The organism is Imhoffiella purpurea, from assembly GCF_000585215.1.
GTDB lineage: Bacteria > Pseudomonadota > Gammaproteobacteria > Chromatiales > Chromatiaceae > Imhoffiella > Imhoffiella purpurea.
The window spans coordinates 25,702-43,957 of sequence record NZ_AONC01000016.1 but is presented as its reverse complement, the minus strand read 5'-3'; the positions used below and the strand labels follow the sequence as shown (position 1 = coordinate 43,957).

Annotated in this window: 15 protein-coding genes; 7 read left to right on the top strand and 8 right to left on the bottom strand. The window is 66.6% G+C overall.

What is annotated here, in order from left to right; translation table 11 throughout:
• From pyrR to gshB, 6 genes are all read right to left on the bottom strand, one after another.
• Nucleotides 1-603: a bifunctional pyr operon transcriptional regulator/uracil phosphoribosyltransferase PyrR gene (gene pyrR, locus D779_RS05980; protein ID WP_232424082.1), complete on the bottom strand. Its 603-nt coding sequence runs from the start codon at nucleotides 601-603 to the stop codon at nucleotides 1-3.
• Nucleotides 590-1,027: a Holliday junction resolvase RuvX gene (ruvX, locus tag D779_RS05975; protein ID WP_043751004.1), complete on the bottom strand. Its 438-nt coding sequence runs from the start codon at nucleotides 1,025-1,027 to the stop codon at nucleotides 590-592. Before ruvX ends, pyrR begins: the two co-directional genes overlap by 14 nt.
• Nucleotides 1,028-1,046: 19 nt before the next feature.
• Nucleotides 1,047-1,610, bottom strand: coding sequence for a YqgE/AlgH family protein (locus D779_RS05970; protein WP_043751000.1), 564 nt, complete (start codon nucleotides 1,608-1,610; stop codon nucleotides 1,047-1,049).
• Nucleotides 1,611-1,697: 87 nt separating this feature from the next.
• Nucleotides 1,698-2,633: an energy transducer TonB gene (locus tag D779_RS05965; protein ID WP_043750997.1), complete on the bottom strand. Its 936-nt coding sequence runs from the start codon at nucleotides 2,631-2,633 to the stop codon at nucleotides 1,698-1,700.
• Between the two features lie 5 nt (nucleotides 2,634-2,638).
• Nucleotides 2,639-3,751: an FAD:protein FMN transferase gene (locus D779_RS05960; protein ID WP_052347875.1), complete on the bottom strand. Its 1,113-nt coding sequence runs from the start codon at nucleotides 3,749-3,751 to the stop codon at nucleotides 2,639-2,641.
• 85 nt (nucleotides 3,752-3,836) lie between these two features.
• Nucleotides 3,837-4,826 carry a glutathione synthase gene (gshB, locus tag D779_RS05955; RefSeq protein ID WP_043750995.1) on the bottom strand — a complete coding sequence of 330 codons (990 nt, stop codon included), beginning with the start codon at nucleotides 4,824-4,826 and terminating at the stop codon, nucleotides 3,837-3,839.
• A 263-nt stretch (nucleotides 4,827-5,089) separates the two neighbouring features.
• Between gshB and D779_RS05950 the strand changes: the two genes are divergently transcribed.
• The 5 genes from D779_RS05950 to D779_RS05930 all read left to right on the top strand — a co-directional run bounded on the left by D779_RS05950 (nucleotide 5,090) and on the right by D779_RS05930 (nucleotide 14,244).
• Nucleotides 5,090-5,491: a response regulator gene (locus tag D779_RS05950; RefSeq protein WP_043750993.1), complete on the top strand. Its 402-nt coding sequence runs from the start codon at nucleotides 5,090-5,092 to the stop codon at nucleotides 5,489-5,491.
• A 128-nt stretch (nucleotides 5,492-5,619) separates the two neighbouring features.
• Nucleotides 5,620-6,051: a response regulator gene (locus tag D779_RS05945; RefSeq protein ID WP_081763354.1), complete on the top strand. Its 432-nt coding sequence runs from the start codon at nucleotides 5,620-5,622 to the stop codon at nucleotides 6,049-6,051.
• Between the two features lie 5 nt (nucleotides 6,052-6,056).
• Nucleotides 6,057-6,656 (top strand): chemotaxis protein CheW, encoded by a 600-nt coding sequence (locus tag D779_RS05940; RefSeq protein ID WP_043750990.1) that lies wholly within the window; start codon nucleotides 6,057-6,059, stop codon nucleotides 6,654-6,656.
• 149 nt (nucleotides 6,657-6,805) lie between these two features.
• Nucleotides 6,806-8,809 carry a methyl-accepting chemotaxis protein gene (locus tag D779_RS05935; protein ID WP_232424081.1) on the top strand — a complete coding sequence of 668 codons (2,004 nt, stop codon included), beginning with the start codon at nucleotides 6,806-6,808 and terminating at the stop codon, nucleotides 8,807-8,809.
• Between the two features lie 143 nt (nucleotides 8,810-8,952).
• The gene (locus D779_RS05930) at nucleotides 8,953-14,244 is read left to right on the top strand and encodes a hybrid sensor histidine kinase/response regulator (RefSeq protein ID WP_043750984.1); all 5,292 of its coding nucleotides are present in this window, start codon (nucleotides 8,953-8,955) and stop codon (nucleotides 14,242-14,244) included.
• Between the two features lie 15 nt (nucleotides 14,245-14,259).
• Here the strand turns inward: D779_RS05930 and D779_RS05925 are convergent, their stop codons facing one another.
• Together D779_RS05925 and D779_RS05920 are read right to left on the bottom strand one after the other, a co-directional pair.
• The gene (locus tag D779_RS05925; protein ID WP_043750980.1) at nucleotides 14,260-14,997 is read right to left on the bottom strand and encodes a 16S rRNA (uracil(1498)-N(3))-methyltransferase; all 738 of its coding nucleotides are present in this window, start codon (nucleotides 14,995-14,997) and stop codon (nucleotides 14,260-14,262) included.
• Between the two features lie 9 nt (nucleotides 14,998-15,006).
• The gene (locus tag D779_RS05920) at nucleotides 15,007-15,399 is read right to left on the bottom strand and encodes a DUF423 domain-containing protein (RefSeq protein WP_043750978.1); all 393 of its coding nucleotides are present in this window, start codon (nucleotides 15,397-15,399) and stop codon (nucleotides 15,007-15,009) included.
• A 344-nt stretch (nucleotides 15,400-15,743) separates the two neighbouring features.
• On the opposite strand from D779_RS05920, the gene aprB reads away from it, so the two are divergent.
• Together aprB and aprA are read left to right on the top strand one after the other, a co-directional pair.
• On the top strand, nucleotides 15,744-16,211 hold the full coding sequence (aprB, locus tag D779_RS05915) for an adenylyl-sulfate reductase subunit beta (RefSeq protein WP_043750975.1): 468 nt from the start codon (nucleotides 15,744-15,746) through the stop codon (nucleotides 16,209-16,211).
• 38 nt (nucleotides 16,212-16,249) lie between these two features.
• Nucleotides 16,250-18,229, top strand: a complete 1,980-nt coding sequence (aprA, locus tag D779_RS05910; protein WP_043750972.1) for an adenylyl-sulfate reductase subunit alpha — start codon at nucleotides 16,250-16,252, stop codon at nucleotides 18,227-18,229.
• Nucleotides 18,230-18,256 lie beyond the last annotated feature (27 nt).

Below are 18,256 nucleotides of genomic sequence, written 5' to 3'. Positions count from 1 at the left end.
TTATGTGGGTCCCGAATCGGAGTGTGAGCTCGATTTCTGGGCGGTCTCGCTGCCCGGGCCCGACTTGGCGGATGCGTGACGCGGCGTCTTGCCTCGGAGCATCAGCAGGGGCTCGGGTCCGCTGAGCTTGATCTGCTCGTTGCGGTCCAGCTGGGCGTGCAGTCCGACCACGTCGGGTGCGATCGGGAGCTCGCGGCCGCCGCGCTCGGCCAGCGTGGCCAGGATGACGGAGGCCGGACGGCCGTAATCGAAGAGCACGTTGAGCGCCGCCCGGATGGTGCGTCCGCTCTGCAGCACGTCGTCCACCAGGATGAGATGGCGATCGTCGACCCCGACCGGGAGATAGGAGGGACGAACCTGAGGGTGCATGCCGATGCGGGTGAAGTCGTCGCGGTAGAAGGAGATGTCGAGATGGCCGAGCGCATCGGCGATTCCGAGCCGCTCGTGCAGACGGTCGGCGACCCAGACCCCGCCGGTGTGGATGCCGACCATCAGGGGGTTCTCGATGCCGCGTTCGGCGATCAGGGCCTTCAGATCGTCGGCCATGCCGTCGATGGCGGCGTTCACCGCGTCCGCGTCTTTCCAGATTTCAGTCTTGCTCACAAAGCCAGGTTTCCAAGATGAGGGCGGCCGCCACGGCGTCGACGGCATCCCGCGTGGATGGTTTGCGCCCTGAACGCCCGCGCTCGGCGCCCCGGGGGCGTTCCTCGAGTTGACGCCTGGCCTCGATGGAGGTCAGGCGCTCGTCGATCAGGTGGACCTTCAGGCCGTAGCGCCCCTCCAGCTGACGGGCGAAACGGTGCACCCTGGGCGACCACTCGACCTCGGTGTCGTCCATATTGAACGGCAGTCCGACGACCAGGGCGGCTGGTTTCCATTCGGCGATCAGGGCCTCGATTCCGGTCCAGTCCGGTCTCTCGCCCTGGCCGCGCAGCGTCGTCAATGGGGTTGCCGATCGGGTCAGGGTCTGGCCAACGGCCACGCCGATCTTGCGCGGGCCGAAGTCGAAGCCCAGCAGGGTTGACATGCGCTACTCCAGGGGGCGGTCAGGCGTGTCCGGCCTCGCCGCTGAGCAGGTTGAGGTCGACTCCGAGCAGTTGGGCCGCCGCCATCCAGCGCGCGCTCGAATCCATGTCGAAGATGACCTCGTTGCTCGCCGGGCCGTTGAGCCAGGCGTTGGCGCTCATCTCCTGCTCCAGCTGACCCCCTCCCCATCCCGCGTAGCCCAGCGCGATCAATACCTGATCGGGTCCATCGCCCTTGGCGATGGCCTCGAGGACGTCGCGGGAGGTTGTGACGCTGATGTCGGGCGTGATGTTGAGCGTCGAATCGAAGGTCGGCCCCGCGCTGTGCAGGACGAAGCCCCGGTCCGTCTGCACCGGGCCGCCCTGATAGACGGGGGTGCTTCCCACGCTCGGCTGGGCCGCCGTGATCTCGAGCTGGTCGAACAGCTCGCCGAGCCTGACGTCCAGCGGCCGGTTGATCACGATGCCCATGGCCCCCTGCTCGGTATGCTCGCAGATATAGGTGACCGTTCGCGAAAAATTCGGATCCGCAAGGCCCGGCATCGCGATGAGAAAATGATTCGTCAGTGAGGTACTGAAGGGCATGGCGCTAGTATCCTGATCGGCACGAGGTGTGGCAAGGGTGCCCGGGCCGTATCCTGCGACAGTATCTCGCAATCCGAGGGTTCCGGGCTATCGTTCCCAGCCGAGAACGTCGCCGCGCATGAACTGCCAGGTGCGAATGATGTCCAGCACATCCGTTTCCGCGGCGATGTCGTCCGGGAAGGGCGCGTAGGGTGCCGCAAGCTGGACGATCTGGATCGCCGCATCGTCGAGCAGGGGGTAGCCGGACGAGCGCACGACGCGGATGTTCTCGACGCTGCCATCCGAGCGGATCGCCACGTGGAGAATGAGGCTGCCGTAGAGGTGTGCCTCCCGGGCCGCCTGAGGATAGTTGAGATTGCCGATCCGTTCGACCTTGCGCGCCCAGGCGCCCAGATAGCTGGCATAACGGAACTCGCGGGTGCTGGCGCTGATCGACTTGCGCCGAACGCGCTTCGCGTAGGCCGAGCTTCGGGCCTCCAGGCTGGCCGTGAGGCGATCGATCTCCCGGCCCCGGCTCGCCAGTATGCTTGCGGCGTCGATCCGGGGCGGCGTCGCCGGCAGATCCGCAGGCCCTTGCTCGGCCGCCAGTATTTCCGCCGGCTCTTCCCGAACGGGGACAGGTTCGGGATCAGGCGCTGGCGGCGGTTCGACGACCCGGGTATCCGGCGGATCGGGCTCTGGCGGCATCTCCTCTGTCTCCTGATCCCTGTCCGGACTCTCCTCCTCGGCGCTGGATCGAGCGGCATCGCCATCCGGAGACGCGCCTCTCCGTGTGCGTTGGGCGAGCGCCGCGTCGGGCGCGGCCTCGTCGCTGGCATATCCACTCTCGCCCAGGATCAGCACCTCCATGGCGGTCTCGGGAATCGGAGGCGGTTCGGGCGGCTCGATGCCGAGCGTCAGCAATGCCACCAGATGCAGCAGCCCGGCCCCGATCAGGGCCAGCGCGAAGGCGGGGGAGCGCCTCGGCCGCGATTGGATCAGCAGCGAGGGTAGTCGCTCGGTGTCCCCGGTGGGGCTGTCCATGGTCCTCAGATCCCTGCCTCGCCCGGATCCGCTGTCGTCATCTGCTTGGGATCGACGAGATCGATATTGTCACGGTCCTCGACCCACTGGATGCGCGCGTCCAGGGCGGGTGTCAGGTGCACCCTGCCCTCGCGGTCGATCAGGAGCGCCTGGTCGACGCCCATCCGTTCGGCGATCCCGCACCACTGGGTCGGCCCGGCGATGAAGAGTGCCGTCGCCGCGGCCGTCGCGGTGGCGGTGCTCGGATGGACGACGGTGACGGTACGCATCCGATCGGCCGGTCGGCCCGTTCGCGGGTCGACGATCGCGTGATAGAGGGTTCCCTCGTAGAGGAAGTTGCGGTCGTATTCGGCCACCGTGACCACGCTCTCGTCGCCCTGGATCGCCAGGATGGCGAAGACGCCGGAGCCGCTGGCACGCCGAACCGGAATGCGCCAGGGTTGGCCGCTGCGGTCGCCGATCGCCCGCAAGGCCCCGCCGGCCTGGATCAGGGCGTTGCGAACGCCCAGATCCTCGAGCCGCTCGATCGCCATGTCGATGGCGGTGCCCTTGGCGAAGGCGGTGAAGTCCAGGTCGAGCTCCGGGTTGCGTCCGGTGATCTCGAGACCATCGATCTCGATCTCCGACATCCTCGGATTCGCCTCGACCAGGCGTGCGATCTCGGTGTCGGATGGGGGCGGATGGCTGTCCGGTCGTACCGACTCGAATCCCCAGAGACGGATCAGTTTGCCGATCGCCGGATTGAAGAGTCCGTCGCTGCGGGTCTCGAGGTCCTGGCTCCGGCGGATCAGTTCCAGCAATGAAGGCGGCGGCACGAATGGGATCTGGGTCTGCAGCAGCCGATTGACGCGGACCATGCGACCGGTCTCGGAGGCGCCCCATTCGTTCTCCAGATAGGCGAAGTCCCGGGCGATGAGACTGGATGCCTGTTTCGCCTGATCCTTGCTGACGCCGACCAGACTCACGTCCACCTGGGTGTCGAAGGCGGTGAACTGGGTGATGATGACCGGGCTGCGTTCTCGGCAGGCGCTCGCGGTCAGCGCCAGGAACAGCAGGACGGAGGTCAGGATCGCCCCTCTGGTCGGGATCTGGATCGAGGCCGACGACGGATGCTGCATGAGGCCGTTCCTCTGTTTCGGTCCGCGCGCGCTCGGGTGGTAGACCCGGAGAAGGCGGCGCCGGATGTGAATGCCAAGGTCGATCTCAGCGCGAAGTCCGCTCGGCGGGCGATGTCTCGGATCGGCGTGCGTCCAGATGCCCCTCGATGCAGTCCATGAGATCGCCGGCGATATCGACTCCGTAGGCCGCGTCGATCTCGCGGATACAGGTCGGGCTGGTGACGTTGATCTCGGTCAGATGTTCGCCGATCACGTCCAGTCCCGCGAACAGGATGCCGCGCGATCTGAGCTCGGGGCCCACCTGTGCGGCGATCCAGCGGTCCCGCTCGGTCAGCGGACGCGCCTCGGACGAGGCGCCCGCGGCCAGATTGCCCCGCGATTCGCCGGGCGCGGGGATGCGCGCCAGACAATAGGGGACGGGGTCGCCGTCGATGAGCAGGATACGCTTGTCTCCGTCCGTGATGGCGGGAAGAAAACGCTGGACCATGCAGTAGCGTCGTCCGTGATCGGTCAGCGTCTCGATGATGACGCTCAGGTTGGGGTCGCCGTCGCGCACGCGGAACACGGAGGCGCCGCCCATGCCGTCCAGCGGCTTGAGCACCACGTCGCCGTGGCGGCGCTGGAAGTCGCGGATGTCCTGGGCGCGACGGCCGATGAGCGTCGGAGGCGTGCAGTGCGGAAAGGTGGCCGCGAAGGCCTTCTCGTTGGCGTCGCGCAGGCTCCTCGGATCGTTGACGACCAGGCAGCCGTCGCGCTGGGCCTGCTCCAGGAGATAGGTGGCGTAGACGTATTCCATGTCGAAAGGCGGATCCTTGCGCATCAGAACCGCGTCCAGCTCCCCGAGCGGCCTGAACGACTCGGCACCGAACCTGAACCAGCCGCTCGGGTCGTCCGCGACCTCGACCGGCCTCAGCCGCGCCAGGGTCCGTCCCTCGAGCATGGAGACGTCGGCCAGCTCTGCGTACCATAGGTGCCAGCCGCGCCGCTGCGCGGCCAGCATCATGGCGAAGGTGCTGTCCTTCTTGATGTTGATGGAGCCGATCGGATCCATCAGGAAAACGATTTCGCGTGACATGGTGCCCAGTGTACTTCAGGGGTCGTCGTGGTGATAAGCGCGACCGCTTGCGCTTGCATGCCGAAGCCGTTGCTTCTAGGATCGGCCCTATTCCAGGCATCAGGAACCCGGTCTTAGTTCGAGGGAGCGGCCCCGCCGAGCGCCTTTGTCGTAAAGGCGTGATCGCGTTCGCATCGACGCCTCACCGCGGCCATGGTACAACTCCCACATGTATCGCCGTCTTTACAAACTTCGCGGCATCTGCTTCGCCTATGTGACGGATCATGAAGGATAATATCGACTTGCGCGGCGCTAGAATTCTGGTCATCGACGATAGCAAGACGATTCGCAGAAGTGCGGAGACCCTGCTGAACAAGGCGGGATGCGAGGTCTGCGTCGCCGGGGACGGATTCGAGGCGCTGGGCAAGATCGTCAGCTTCAAGCCCGACTTGGTCTTCGTCGATATCATGATGCCACGTCTGGACGGCTACCATACCTGCGCCCTGATCAAGAGCAACCCGACCCTCCGGCATACCCCCGTGGTGATGCTGTCGAGCAAGGACGGATTGTTCGACCGCGCCAAGGGGCGGTTGGTCGGTGCACAGCTCTATCTTTCCAAGCCCTTTACCGGCGATGAGCTTCTCGAGGCCGTGCGTCTGAATCTTCCCCAGGCTGGCAGCACCTAGGAAGCTGGTCCCTGATGGCGTATCGCGCCGTTCATCGGTGGCTCTGGGCACGGGGATGGGACGATACGAATCGAGATGCGTGACTGCCAACTGTTAGGGATATTCGTCGACGAGCTTCAAGGCATGACATGAAACGCTTCTTTCGCAAACCGAATCAGCCAGCCCAGGACGCGAGCAGCGACTCTGCGGCCGATTCCGCGACGGTTCTGGTGGTCGACGACTCACCGACCGAAACGCGGATCCTGACCCATACCCTGACCAAGGCCGGCTATCGCGTGGAGACCGCCACGAATGGCGAAGAGGCCATCGAGGCCGTGCGCCAGAGCCGCCCCGATCTCATCCTCATGGACGTCATCATGCCGGTGCTGAATGGGTATCAGGCGACCCGGCAGCTGCGCCGCGATCCGCAGACGGCGGACATCCCCATCATCATGGTGACGACCAAGGACATGCAGACGGACAGGGCCTGGGGGATGCGTCAGGGGGCGAACGACTATCTGGTCAAACCCGTCGACCGTCAATTGTTGCTCGAGCGCATCCGCGACCTGCTGGGTGACTGAAGACCATGGCCCGCTCAGAGCGCTCCCGCACCGACCTGCTCGATATGATCCGTCAGCTCGATGCCCGCTGCCGGGCGCGGGCGGCCGGTCTGCCGGACGAGACGCGGCCCCCGGACAGCTGGGCCGCGGTGCTGTTCAAGATTCGTTCGCGGCTCTTTCTGACGCCTCTCGAGCAGATCGCCGAGGTGCTCGAACTGCCCTGGGAGATCACGCGGGTGCCCGGAACCAAGCCATGGCTCCTGGGGGTCGCGAACAATCGCGGTACGCTGCTGCCCATCTACGATCTCACGACCCTGATCGAGGGCGGCCAGCCGCCCAACCGGCGCAGGCGTCCCGAGTCCGGTGCGGATCGCCGCCGCGAGGTGCGCAGTCGGGAGCGGGTTCTGGTCGTGAGGCAGGACGAGCTGCCCTGCGGTCTGGTCGTCTCGGAGGCGGTGGGCATGCGTTACGTCAAGAATACGGACCGCGTCGAGGGTCCCCAGGAGGACCTGGGGCCGAGCAAGGCCTATGTCGAGTCCTTCTATCTGCTCGATGGAGCGCCGGTCCCCGTCATTCGCCTGATCGAGCTGATGGGCGACCCGGTCTTCAGCGCGGCCAAGGTCTGAGTGCCGGCGTGGATCGCCGGCCGATCGCGACGGACGCCTAGCGGCCGGACGAGACGAATTGGAGCAGGCGCCGGGCGCCGCTCATATGGACACTGTCAAAAGTAATCAGATATCACCGCATCGGGAGTCGGCACCAGATGGCGAAGCGAATGAGCACGAACGTGGGGGCGGTCATGGGAAGTACGACCCGCTGGATCACCGCTCTATTGTCGCTGACCGCAGTGGTCTTTGCGGCCTTGGCTGTGGCGGGCTATCTCGAGCTGGTCGGTCAGGGCCAGCAGGCTGCTCGCCAATCGATGCTTGTCTCCTCCCAGAGGGATCTGGCTCTGGAGCTGGTGCGGCTCGCCGAGCGATCCGTTCGGGGCGATGAGGAAGCGCTGACGCGGCTGAGTTCCGAGCGGGGCCGGCTCGCGGCGGGCATGGCCGAGCTGGCGGCTTCGCCCGGGACCTCGTCGGAATCCATGACGCAAGCCGAACGTGCCTGGGCCGGTATCGGCTCGGACGTCGACCGCATCCTCTCCGCCCGGGAGCCCCTGAGAGACTTCTATTCCGGTCTTCCGTCCGTCGGCATGCAGCTTGCCAAGCTTCGGGAGGCGATGGACGGTGCCGCGGCCCGGATGGCCCGGGAGGGCGTGCCGGCCGGGCTGGTGCTCGAGGCGGGGCGCCTGGTGTCCCAGGCCGATCGGATGCGTCTGGCCCTGGCCGGGCTGACCCAGGGCGGCGAGGCGACCTCGGAGGCGGCCGACATCCTGGCGAACACCCTCGACGGGCTCGCGTCCGGCCTCCAGTCGCTGACGGCCAAGTTGTCCGGCCGCCGCGAGACCGCAGGCGGCTCGGCCGCGGCACTCGAGGAGGTGGTCAGCCGTTTCGCGACCCTGAGCGCGGATTCCAAGGCGCTGATGCAACGTCTGGAGGAGGTGCGTCCGCTGTTCGAGCTGTTGCCCGAATTGGACGCCCAGGGAGACCAGTTGGCGGGCGCGCTCGAGAGTCTCGCCGGCGACTATCGCAGGCTCGGCGAGCGCGTCCGTTTGCTCGGGCTCCCCATCGATTCCGGCATGGTGCTGCTCCTCGCCGGCATCGTCGTTCTCAGCCTGCTGCTCCTGATCTTCTTCACGATGCGCGACGCCAAACGTCGCGAGCTGGTATCCAAGTCACAGACTGAACGCGACGAGCGGGCGATCCTTAGACTTCTGGACGAACTGGGCGATCTCGCCGACGGCGACCTGACCGTGGAGGCCACGGTCACCGAGGACAAGACGGGGGCCATCGCCGACGCCTTCAACTACGCCATCGAGGCGCTCCGGGGTCTGGTCACGACCATCAACGAGACCGCTGCCAAGGTCTCGAACTCGGCCCAGGAGAGCCGCGCCGTGTCGCAGCGCCTGGCCGAGGCGAGCAGCGTGCAATCGCTGCAGATCACCCAGGCATCGGCGGCCGTGCAGTCGCTCACGGTGCAGATCGACGAGGTGGCGCGCAATGCCGACGAATCGGCCGAGGTCGCCTCGCGCTCGGTGGAGGTCGCCGGGCGCGGCGCGCAGACGGTGCGCGACACCATCCAGGGCATGGACGCCATCCGCGAGCAGATCCAGGAGACCTCGAAGCGGATCAAGCGACTGGGCGAGAGTTCGCAGGAGATCGGCGAGATCGTGGAGCTCATCGACGACATCGCCGATCAGACCAACATCCTGGCCCTGAACGCGGCTATGCAGGCGGCGATGGCCGGCGAGGCGGGGCGGGGCTTCGCGGTGGTGGCGGACGAGGTGCAGCGGCTCGCCGAGCGCTCGCGCAACGCCACCAAGCAGATCGAGGTCCTGGTCCGCACCATCCAGGCCGATACCAACGAGGCCGTCAGCTCGATGGAGGCCAGCACCGCGGGCGTCGTGGAAGGGGCCAATCTGGCCGAGAACGCTGGCGACGCGCTCCGCGAGATCGAGAACGTCTCGGCCTACATCGCCGAGCTGACGAAACGCATCGCCGACTCCTCGCAGCGCCAGTCCCGTCAGTCGGCCGAGATCAACGACACGGTGCAGGCCATCCGGGCCATCACCGAGGAGAACAACGATGGCACAAGACGCGCCGCGGAATCGGTCGAAGAGCTCGCCAACCTGGCAAACGAGCTGCAGCGCTCGGTGGCCGGCTTCCGCCTGCCCTGATGCCCGTTGCGGGCGGCCGTCCCGGATCGGCGAAGGGTTCGGCGCCGCACTCCCGGTTCCGCCTCCCGATGCGGTAGCGACGTCGAGGGGGCCGGCGGCCTATTTCCTCGGTAACGGACAGGCTCATCACGAGTAGCGGGCCAATGGCAGATAAGACGGTGGTTGGCGGCCTGAAATGGGTCAAGAACGAGATCGGCGTCACCTTGCGCCCCGTCCGCGATCTGATCGAGGCTGGACGTGCGGGCGATTCGGCGGCCGACCTCGCGCTCGCCTCGCAGGCGCTCGAGCAGATTCACGGTGTGCTGCTGGCCCTGCAGCTTTCCACGCCGGCGCGTCTCGTCGAAGAGATGTCGCACCTGGTGGAGCGGATGGGTGACAGCGACCCCGATCAGGTCAAGCAGGCCAGCGATGTCATGGGTCAGGCCCTGATCCAGCTGAACGGTCACCTCGACCGTCTCGATGCCGGATTCGACGAGCCGCCGCTGAGCCTCTGGTCCATCATCAACGAGGTGCGCTCGGCTTGCGACAGCCTGCCGCTCACCCATTCGGAGCTCCTGACCTTCGCCGCCGTCAATGCCGACGGGGATTCTCAGTGGATGCCCGAGGAGCTGGACATCCTGGCCGAGGTGATGCGTCAGGTCCGCCCCCAGTTCCACCGGCATCTGGTCGAATGGTTCCGCAGCGACCCGGAGAATCAGGGGCTGCTTCACCTGAGCCGGCTCTTCCATCAGCTGCACGACTATCTCAAGGAAGGGCTGCTCGCCGACCTCTTTCGTCTCGGCGAGATCTATGTCGAGGCCCTGCGCGATGGCCGCGTCGCATCCGGTCCCCAGACGCGCACGCTGCTCGGGCATCTGGACTGGGTGCTCAAGCCACTGGTCCAGAAACCGCCGCTGTGGCCCGAGGTCGATGCGCTGACGCTGATCGAACAGTACATCTCGGCGCTCGATGCCGCGCGGATCAGCTCCCCCGAGATTCTTCAGCTTCGCGCCTACTACGGTATGGGTCGCTCCAGCGCCGCCATGCCCGCCACCGATTCGGACGGCCTCGGCGACGAGGCCGCATTGGCCGAGCTCGCGGCCAATGTCCTGGTCGAATTCGCCGAGCTCAAGGCGATCTTCGATCGCATGGCGCAAGGCGGCCAGCCCGATCAAGGCGATCTGGATGCCTTCTGCTCCACGCTGCAGCGTCTCGCCGGACTCCTGGACGAGGTCGAGGTGGGCAACCTGCCCGCGCGCATGCGCTCCCTGGCCGACAGGTTCTCCGCCTCGAAGCCCGGATTGCTCGCCGAGGACCCGGAGCGGCTCGAATCCCACGCCATGGAGCTGCTCGGGATCGAGGCGGTGCTCCTCGCCTATGCCGATCATCGCGACGCGGAATCCGATCAGATCCTGGCGCCGGACCTGGATCTGTCCGAGCTGACCTCGGCGACCCTGCGCGAGGCCGGCTACGAGATGCTGCGGGTCAAGGATGCCGTCGCGACCTGGCAGTCGGATCCATCCGATTCGGAGGTTCTGGAGCCGGTCAGGGATCATCTGTCCGGCGTCTCGGGCGCCCTGCGCATCCTCGGCGAGAATTCGGCCGCCGATTGCGTCGAGGATCTGGCCGGCCTCGTCGAGCGTCGCTACGTCCACGCCGGTCAGCGTCCGGCCGAGAGCGAGCTCGATCATCTGGCCGATGCCATCGCCGCGATCGAGCTCTATGTGGGTCATCTCCAGGAGCCAATGCCGCTCGGTCACGAATTGGTGGAGCGTGCCGGTCAGGCGATCCGGGCGCTGCGCGCACTGCCCGAGGTCGAGTCTTCGCCGCAAGCCGATTCGCTCGAGGAAATCGAACCGGACACCGATCATCTGCTCGAGCCCGAATTCAGGGAACAGTGGCCCGACACCTATGCGGTCGAGGAAGAGAGCCACGGGGCCGCCTTCTCCGAGCCGGTCGCGGGGAATGTCGAAACGACCGCCGCATCCGAGGAGATCGAGACCGAATTCCTCGAGATCTTCATGGAGGAGGCGCGCGAGGAGACCGAGGCCGCTCAGGCCCAGTTCGCACGCTGGGAGTCCAATCCTTACGACGCCGATGCCCTTGGCACCCTGAGGCGCAGCTTCCACACCCTCAAGGGCAGCGGACGCCTGGTCGGCGCCCAGCAGGTCGCCGAGTTTTCCCAGTCCCTGGAATATCTTCTCAACCGGCTGATCGAGACCAAGTCCTTTCCGAGCGAGGAGATCCTCGCCTGCGTCGCCGACGCGGTGTCCGCGCTTCCCGACTTGGTGGCCGCCGAGGGCGAGGGGCGTCCGTTCGACGTCGAGCCGATGGTCGCCCGCGCGACGGCGCTCAAGGATGCAATCGGCCAGGCGCCTGCCGCGCCCGAGCCGGCAGCGACCGGTGGCGGTCAGCCCGAGGTCGCCGAGGCCGCCGAGGATCACGACAGCCTCTTCGCCGACGACGACGAGCTGCTGCACATCTTCCAGGAGGAAACGCGCGAACATCTGTCCGTCGTCCGCGACTTCCTCGATCGGGTCGATTCGGACGGGGCCAAGGTCCAGGAGCCCGTTCAGCGCGCGCTCCATACCTTGACCGGCAGTGCCCGCATGTCCGGCATCGATTCCGTCGCCAGGGTCGCCAAGGGCCTGGAGCTGCGGATCAAGCCGGTGCTGGCGGCTGGGAGCGAGCTCGACGAGACGCTCCTGTCATTGCTCGCGCGTCTGGTATCCGCCGTCGAGGCTCGCGTCGAGGAGTTGCCCGGGGCCGGGGACGGTGCCGCCGCACTGGCGGACCTGTCCGCCGAGCTGGATCGGCTGCCGCCGGCCGAGATGCCGGCTGCCGGGGTTCCGACGGAGGTTCCCGATGCGGAGGAGCCGGAGCCGCAGGGCACCGGCGAGGTCGCCGAGCCCCAGGAATCGGAGGTCGAGGAGGCCGAATCCACCGAGGAGCGGAAGGAGCCCTCGGTCGAGCCGGAGGAGATCGAGGAACCGGTCCAGGCCGAATCGGTCGAGCCCGCTCAGGAGCCCAGGCCGTCGGCACCTCGACCGGCCGAGCCAGAGCCCGAGCCAGAGGCCGGCGCGCCCGAGCCGCTCGATGCCATGCTCGCGCCCGACCCGGAGCTGGCCGCCCTGTTCCTGGAGGATGCGCGCGACCTGCTCGACAATCTGGATACCCAATTCCGCGACTGGCTGCTTTCGCCTCAGGATACGGCCGCGCTCGACGGTATCAACCGTCTCCTGCATACCCTCAAGGGCAGTGCCAGACTCACGGGACTGCCGGTGATCGGCGATCTGAGCCATGCGCTCGAGACCCGTCTCAAGGCGCTCGGCGAGGGGCAGGGCTCCTTCAACGACACCACCCTGGAGCTGGCCCAGCGCGCGGTCGACACGCTCTCGGTGCAGGTCGATGCCCTGGAGCAGGGGGCGCCCATTCCGCGCGTGGCCGCCCTGGTCGAGGCGCTCGGCCGGTCCGCCGACGCGCCCGAGGAGACGCCGGACGTCGCGCTCATGCAGCCGACGATCCCAGTCGAGGACAGTCCGCGGCCCGAGACCATCGCCGAGGTCAAGCGTCTGGCCGCCGAGGTGCTGGCCGAGCCCGGGGCCGCTCGCGACGGTGCCGCGGTCGCCGTGTCGCCACAGATTCGCGTGCGCTCCGATCTGCTCAATCGTCTGGTCAATCACGCCGGCGAGATCAGCATCTATCGTGGACGTCTCACCCAGCGCAACGGTCAGCTTGGCTTCGGGCTCAGCGAGCTCGACCAGACCGTGGTGCGTCTGCGCGAGCAGCTGCGTCTGCTGGAGATCGAGACCCAGACCCAGATCCTGCATCGCTTCGAGCGCTCGGGAGCGGCCTCCGAATACGACGAGGCCTTCGATCCGCTCGAATTCGACCGCTTCTCGCGGCTCCAGCAGCTCTCGGGCAGTCTGGCCGAGACCGTCAACGATCTGGTCAGCGTCAAGGAGATGCTGGGCGGCTATCAGCGCGAATTCACCGATATGCTGAATCAGCAGGCGCGTCTGGCCGACGACCTGCAGGACGGCCTGCTGCGCACGCGTCTGATCCCATTCGTCCAGGTGGTTCCGCGTCTGCACCGTCTGGTGCGCCAGACCGCGGACAGTCTGGGCAAGTCCGCCCGGCTCGAGGTCATCGGTCCCGAGGTCGAGCTGGACCGCACCATCCTCGACCGTCTGGTCGCTCCGCTGGAACATCTGCTGCGCAACGCCGTGGACCATGGTCTGGAGGATCCCAAGACCCGGGTCGCCAAGGGCAAACCGGCGACCGGCATGGTCACCCTGGCGCTCCGCCGCGAGGGCAACGACGCCGTCATCAGCCTGAGCGACGACGGCAAGGGCATGGACCTGGATGCGATCCGCAGACAGGCGATCGCGCGCGGCCTCATGTCCGCCGAGGCCAGCCTGCCCGAGGAGGCCATGCTCCAGTTCATCCTCGAGCCCGGCTTCACCACCTCGGGCAAGGTGACCCAGATCTCGGGCCGCGGCGTCGGTCTGGACGTGGTCGCCTCCGAGATCAAGGCCGCCAACGGCACCATCAGTCTCGAATCCTCCTGGGGCAAGGGGGCCAGGTTCACCATCCGGCTGCCGCTGACGCTCGCCATCATCGAGGCATTCCTGGTTTCGGCGGGCGAGAACATCTATGCCGTGCCCCACAGCACGGTGGAGGGCGCGGCACGCATCTCGCGCGAAGATCTGGCGGCCGTCTATCACGGCGAGGGCAAGGGCTTCGAAACCCGTGGCCACACCTACAAGGTCGTCTATCTGGGCAGCGTGCTCGAGCCCGGCCAGGAGCCCGAGCTGGGCGAGCGGCGCTGGATGCCGATGCTGCTGGCGCGTCTTGGCGATCAGCGGGTCGCCTTCCATGTCGACACCCTCATCGAGAGCCAGCGCATCCTGGTCAAGCCGCTGGGGCCACAGCTCGCCGGCGTGCGCTGGCTGAGCGGCGGCACCATCCTGCCGGACGGTCGGGTGGCCCTGATCCTGGATGCGCTCGCCCTGCTGCGCTCCGGCGCGCTGCAGGAATATCATCAGGCTGCGGTCGCCGCCGAGCCGGAGCACGAGGGTACCTGCGTCATGGTCGTCGACGACTCGCTCACCGTGCGACGGGTCACCAGCCGCCTGCTGCGGCGTCAGAACATGGAGGTGCTGACCGCCAAGGACGGGGTCGAGGCACTGACCCTGCTCGACGAGCGGATACCCGATCTGATCCTATTGGATATCGAGATGCCGCGCATGGACGGCTACGAGCTCACCCGCCACATCCGGCGCTCGGAGCGTCTGCATACCTTGCCGATCATCATGATCACCTCGCGTACCGGCACCAAGCATCGCGACTATGCCATGCAGCTGGGCGTCAACCGCTATCTCGGCAAGCCCTATCAGGAATCCGAGCTGCTCAAGGAGATCTCCGGGCTGCTCTCGGACCATGTTCCCGTCTGAGGCCGGAATCCCTGGTCAGGTCGCCCGAAAATCCCCCCAGAGCGCCTGGATGACCGCGATGGCGGCCAGGGGGGCGGTTTCGGTGCGCAGGATTCTGGGCCCCAGGCGTACGCCTTGGAATCCGGCCTCCCCTGCCCGCTCGCGCTCGCGCGGGCTCAGGCCGCCCTCGGGGCCGATCAGCAGGTTCACCGAGGTTGCGGGGCGCTCCAGCTCGGTCAGGTTTACCGAGGCCGTCGGATCGAGCAGCAGACCGCTGCCGGTCCTCGGCGATGCCAGCCAGGATTCGAATCTGTCCGCCGTCTCGAGACGCGGCAGCCTTCGCCGGCCCGACTGCTCGCAGGCGGCGACGACGATACCGTTCCAATGCTCGAGCCGCCGCTCCAGACGGTCGCCCTCCAGGCGTACCTGGCTGCGCTCGGTGAAGAGTGGCCTAATGGCGCCAACCCCGAGCTCCACCGCCTTCTGCAAGGCATAGTCCATGCGCTCGCCCTTGGAGATGCCGAGCGCCAGGTGGATGGCGAGCGGTGCCTGCGGTTCCTCGGGGCTCACGGATTCCACCGCGACCCGAGTGCCCTGCTTCTGCAGGCTGAGGATCCGTGCCGCATAGTCGAAACCGTCGCCATTGAACAGGATCAAGGGGGCGCCTGGACCGAGGCGCAGAACCTGGGCCAGATGACGGCTGGGGCCGACCGGGAGGGTGGGCGTGGTTCCGACGGCGAGGTCGATCTCGGCATGGATTCGTGGAATGCGCATCCCGGTCGCTCAGTCGCCGGCCGAGCCTGTGCGCCAGGCGCCCTGCGCGAGGAGCACCCAGCCCGCGAGCAGGGCGATCCCGCCGAACGGGGTCAGGATGCCCAGCATGCGCTCCCCGGTCAGCGCCATGAGGAAGAGACTGCCGCTGAAGAGCGCGATGCCGATCAGGAAGCACCAGGCCGCCAGGTTCACCAGGGGGGTCTTCGGACGCTGAAGCAGCAGAAGACCGCAGGTCAGGATGGCGGCGCCGTGCATACCGAGATAGGCGGCCGCGGTTCCCCAGTTCGCGAGCAGATCGGTCGCGATGCGGCCCTTGAGACCATGGGCCCCGAAGGCGCCGAGCGCGACGGTCACGAATCCACAGACCGCTCCGACGGTCAGCCATTGGCGTGCAGCTCTCATGCATAGACTCCTGAGGGAAGGCGTGCGCTCGACGAGGATTCCGCGCGGATATCGGAAGGTATTCGCGTGGTCCGTCTCGATAGAAGCGCGGTCGAGTCTGCCAGCATACCAGTCTCGGACCCCATGCTTCACCCGCCCGTAAGGATCTCCGAGTAGGATGCATGGTCGAATATGGCCGATGGAGAGGAGCCATGCCGCCTTCTCTGGAGGTCGATTTGTTGCCACCAGGCATGGATGGGCGATCCAGATCCGGTCCGTTCGCGGGTATCATGCGGGCCTCGATAGCGGCTGCCGCCTCCCGAGACGCATGATCGCGGCAGCGAACCCTCAGGAGTTCGAGCGCCATGCCAACCTTCGTGCGTCCCGATCGATGCGACGGCTGCATCGATCGGGACATGACATCCTGCATCTACATCTGCCCCCACGACCTCATGAAGCTGGACCGGGACGGGTCCGAGACCGGTCACGCCATGCGGGCCTTCAACCAGGAGCCCGAGCAGTGCTGGGAATGCTACGCCTGCGTGAAGATCTGCCCGCAGCAGGCCATCGAGTGCCGGCACTACGCCGATCTGGTCCCTTTGGGGGCCTCGGTGCAGCCGCAGCGCGGTCCGGACTCCATCCTATGGACCATCGCCTTTCGCAACGGCAACACCAAGCGGTTCAAATTCCCGACTCGGACCACACTCGAAGGCTCCATCGATCCCTATGGCTCCAAGCCCGAGGCCGATCTCTCCACGCTCGGCGAGCCGGGCTACTTCACCTCGGGCGGCGTTCGGAAGCCGGGCAATCCCGATGAATTGATCCGCAAGTGAGCGGATTCACGAGTAAGAATGGTTCGAGGACGATGACAATGGCCGGAGCATTCGGAAATCCCGAGATCGTCGAGGAAGAAGTCGACATCCTCATCATCGGTGGCGGCATGGGGGCCTGCGGGGCAGCTTACGAGATCGTCCCCTGGCTCGAGGCGGCCAGGAAGCAGGGCATCGATCTCAAGGTCAAGCTGGTCGACAAGGCCGCCATCGATCGCTCGGGCGCCGTGGCCCAGGGTCTGTCGGCCATCAACACCTATATGGGCACCCAGGATCCGGCGGACTATGCGCGGATGGTTTCCAACGATCTCATGGGGATCACCCGTGACGACCTCACCTACGACCTGGGACGTCACGTCGACGACTCGGTGCACCTCTTCGAGGAGTGGGGTCTGCCGATCTGGAAGCAGCCCGGCGACGAGACCCGATCGCTTGCCGAGGGCGGCAAGCCGGTCCGCTCGGGCAAGTGGCAGATCATGATCAACGGCGAGTCCTACAAGCCGATCGTGGCCGAGGCGGCCCGAAAGGCGCTGGGCGCCGATCGCATCCAGGAGCACGTCTTCATCGCCAGGCTGGTCAACGACCGGAACGATCCGAACCGCATCGCCGGCGCGATCGGCTTCTCGCTCCGCGAGCACAGGATCTACGTCTACAGGTTCAAGGCCTGTCTGCTGGTGGCGGGAGGCTGTGCCAGCATCTTCCGCACCCGCTCCGTGGGCGAGGGAAGCGGCCGCGCCTGGTATCCGGTCTGGAGCACCGGCTCGACCTACGCCATGGCCGCCGAGGCCGGTGCCGAGCTGACCATGATGGAGAACCGCTTCGTACCCGTCCGCTTCAAGGACGGGTACGGTCCGGTCGGCGCCTGGTTCCTCCACTTCAAGGCCAAGGCCACCAATGCCCTCGGCGACGAATACATGGAGAAGAACAGGGAACTGCTGGACGCGTATCCGCCCTATGGTCAGGCAGCCGTTCCCGCGGCCTGTCTGCGCAACCATCTCATGATGCACGAGCTGCGCGAGGGTCGCGGTCCCATCTACATGGATACGGTCGCCGCGCTCGGCAAGCTCGCCGAGACCATGACGCCCAGGGAGATCAAGCACCTCGAGGCCGATGCCTGGGAAGACTTCCTCGATATGTGCATCGCCCAGGCCGGCGTCTGGGCCGGCGAGAACATCGAGCCGGAAAGGAAGAGCTCCGAGCTGATGCCGACCGAGCCCTACCTGCTCGGCTCGCATTCCGGATGCTGCGGTCTCTGGGTCTCGGGCCCCGAGGATCTGGGGGCGCCCAGCGACGAGGAACATCCGGACAAGAACCGGATCCCCTCCCATCTGCCCTCCGGCTGGAACTGGGGCTACCGCTCCATGACCACGGTCAAGGGGCTCTTCACCGCCGCCGACGGCGTGGGCGCCTCCGGCCACAAGTTCTCCTCCGGCTCGCATGCCGAGGGGCGAATCGCGGCCAAGGCCATGGTCAAATTCTGCATCGACGACCGGGATCGCCGGCCCGAACTGGCCGACTCGGTGCAAGACCTGGTCGACGAGATCTACCGGCCTGTCCGCAACTTCTTGGAGCACGAGGACGAGAGCACGGCGGTCGACGTGAATCCCAACTACATCACGCCCCGAATGCTCCAGTTCCGTCTGCAGAAGGTCATGGACGAGTACGTCGGCGGCGTCTCGACCCTGTACCAGACCAACGCCAAGATGCTCGAGGTGGCCGAGGACAAGCTGGAGATGCTCAAGGAGGATGCCCTGCGGATGCGGGCGAAGGACCTCCACGAGCTGCTTCGCGCCTGGGAAAACCATCACCGCGTCCTGTCGGCAGAGGCTCACCTGAAGCACATCCAGTTCCGCGAGGAGAGCCGCTATCCGGGCTTCTACTATCGCACGGACCGGGACAGGATCGACGACGAGAACTGGAAGTGCTTCGTCAACTCGGTCTACGACAGGAAGACCGGAACCTGGACCTGCTTCAAACGCGCCCACGTCGACCTGGTCGACAAGTCGAAGCTGTTCCGATAGGGCACGTCCTCACGCCGGGGCGGCCGA

Coding starts and splice junctions, on each gene's coding strand:
- D779_RS05920 (WP_043750978.1), bottom strand. CDS start 15,399: ATGAGAGCTGCACGCCAATGGCTGACCGTCGGAGCGGTCTGTGGATTC.
- D779_RS05940 (WP_043750990.1), top strand. CDS start 6,057: ATGGCCCGCTCAGAGCGCTCCCGCACCGACCTGCTCGATATGATCCGT.
- aprB (WP_043750975.1), top strand. CDS start 15,744: ATGCCAACCTTCGTGCGTCCCGATCGATGCGACGGCTGCATCGATCGG.
- D779_RS05945 (WP_081763354.1), top strand. CDS start 5,620: ATGAAACGCTTCTTTCGCAAACCGAATCAGCCAGCCCAGGACGCGAGC.
- D779_RS05925 (WP_043750980.1), bottom strand. CDS start 14,997: ATGCGCATTCCACGAATCCATGCCGAGATCGACCTCGCCGTCGGAACC.
- D779_RS05965 (WP_043750997.1), bottom strand. CDS start 2,633: ATGGACAGCCCCACCGGGGACACCGAGCGACTACCCTCGCTGCTGATC.
- gshB (WP_043750995.1), bottom strand. CDS start 4,826: ATGTCACGCGAAATCGTTTTCCTGATGGATCCGATCGGCTCCATCAAC.
- ruvX (WP_043751004.1), bottom strand. CDS start 1,027: ATGTCAACCCTGCTGGGCTTCGACTTCGGCCCGCGCAAGATCGGCGTG.
- D779_RS05935 (WP_232424081.1), top strand. CDS start 6,806: ATGAGCACGAACGTGGGGGCGGTCATGGGAAGTACGACCCGCTGGATC.
- D779_RS05970 (WP_043751000.1), bottom strand. CDS start 1,610: ATGCCCTTCAGTACCTCACTGACGAATCATTTTCTCATCGCGATGCCG.
- D779_RS05950 (WP_043750993.1), top strand. CDS start 5,090: ATGAAGGATAATATCGACTTGCGCGGCGCTAGAATTCTGGTCATCGAC.
- D779_RS05930 (WP_043750984.1), top strand. CDS start 8,953: ATGGCAGATAAGACGGTGGTTGGCGGCCTGAAATGGGTCAAGAACGAG.
- aprA (WP_043750972.1), top strand. CDS start 16,250: ATGGCCGGAGCATTCGGAAATCCCGAGATCGTCGAGGAAGAAGTCGAC.
- D779_RS05960 (WP_052347875.1), bottom strand. CDS start 3,751: ATGCAGCATCCGTCGTCGGCCTCGATCCAGATCCCGACCAGAGGGGCG.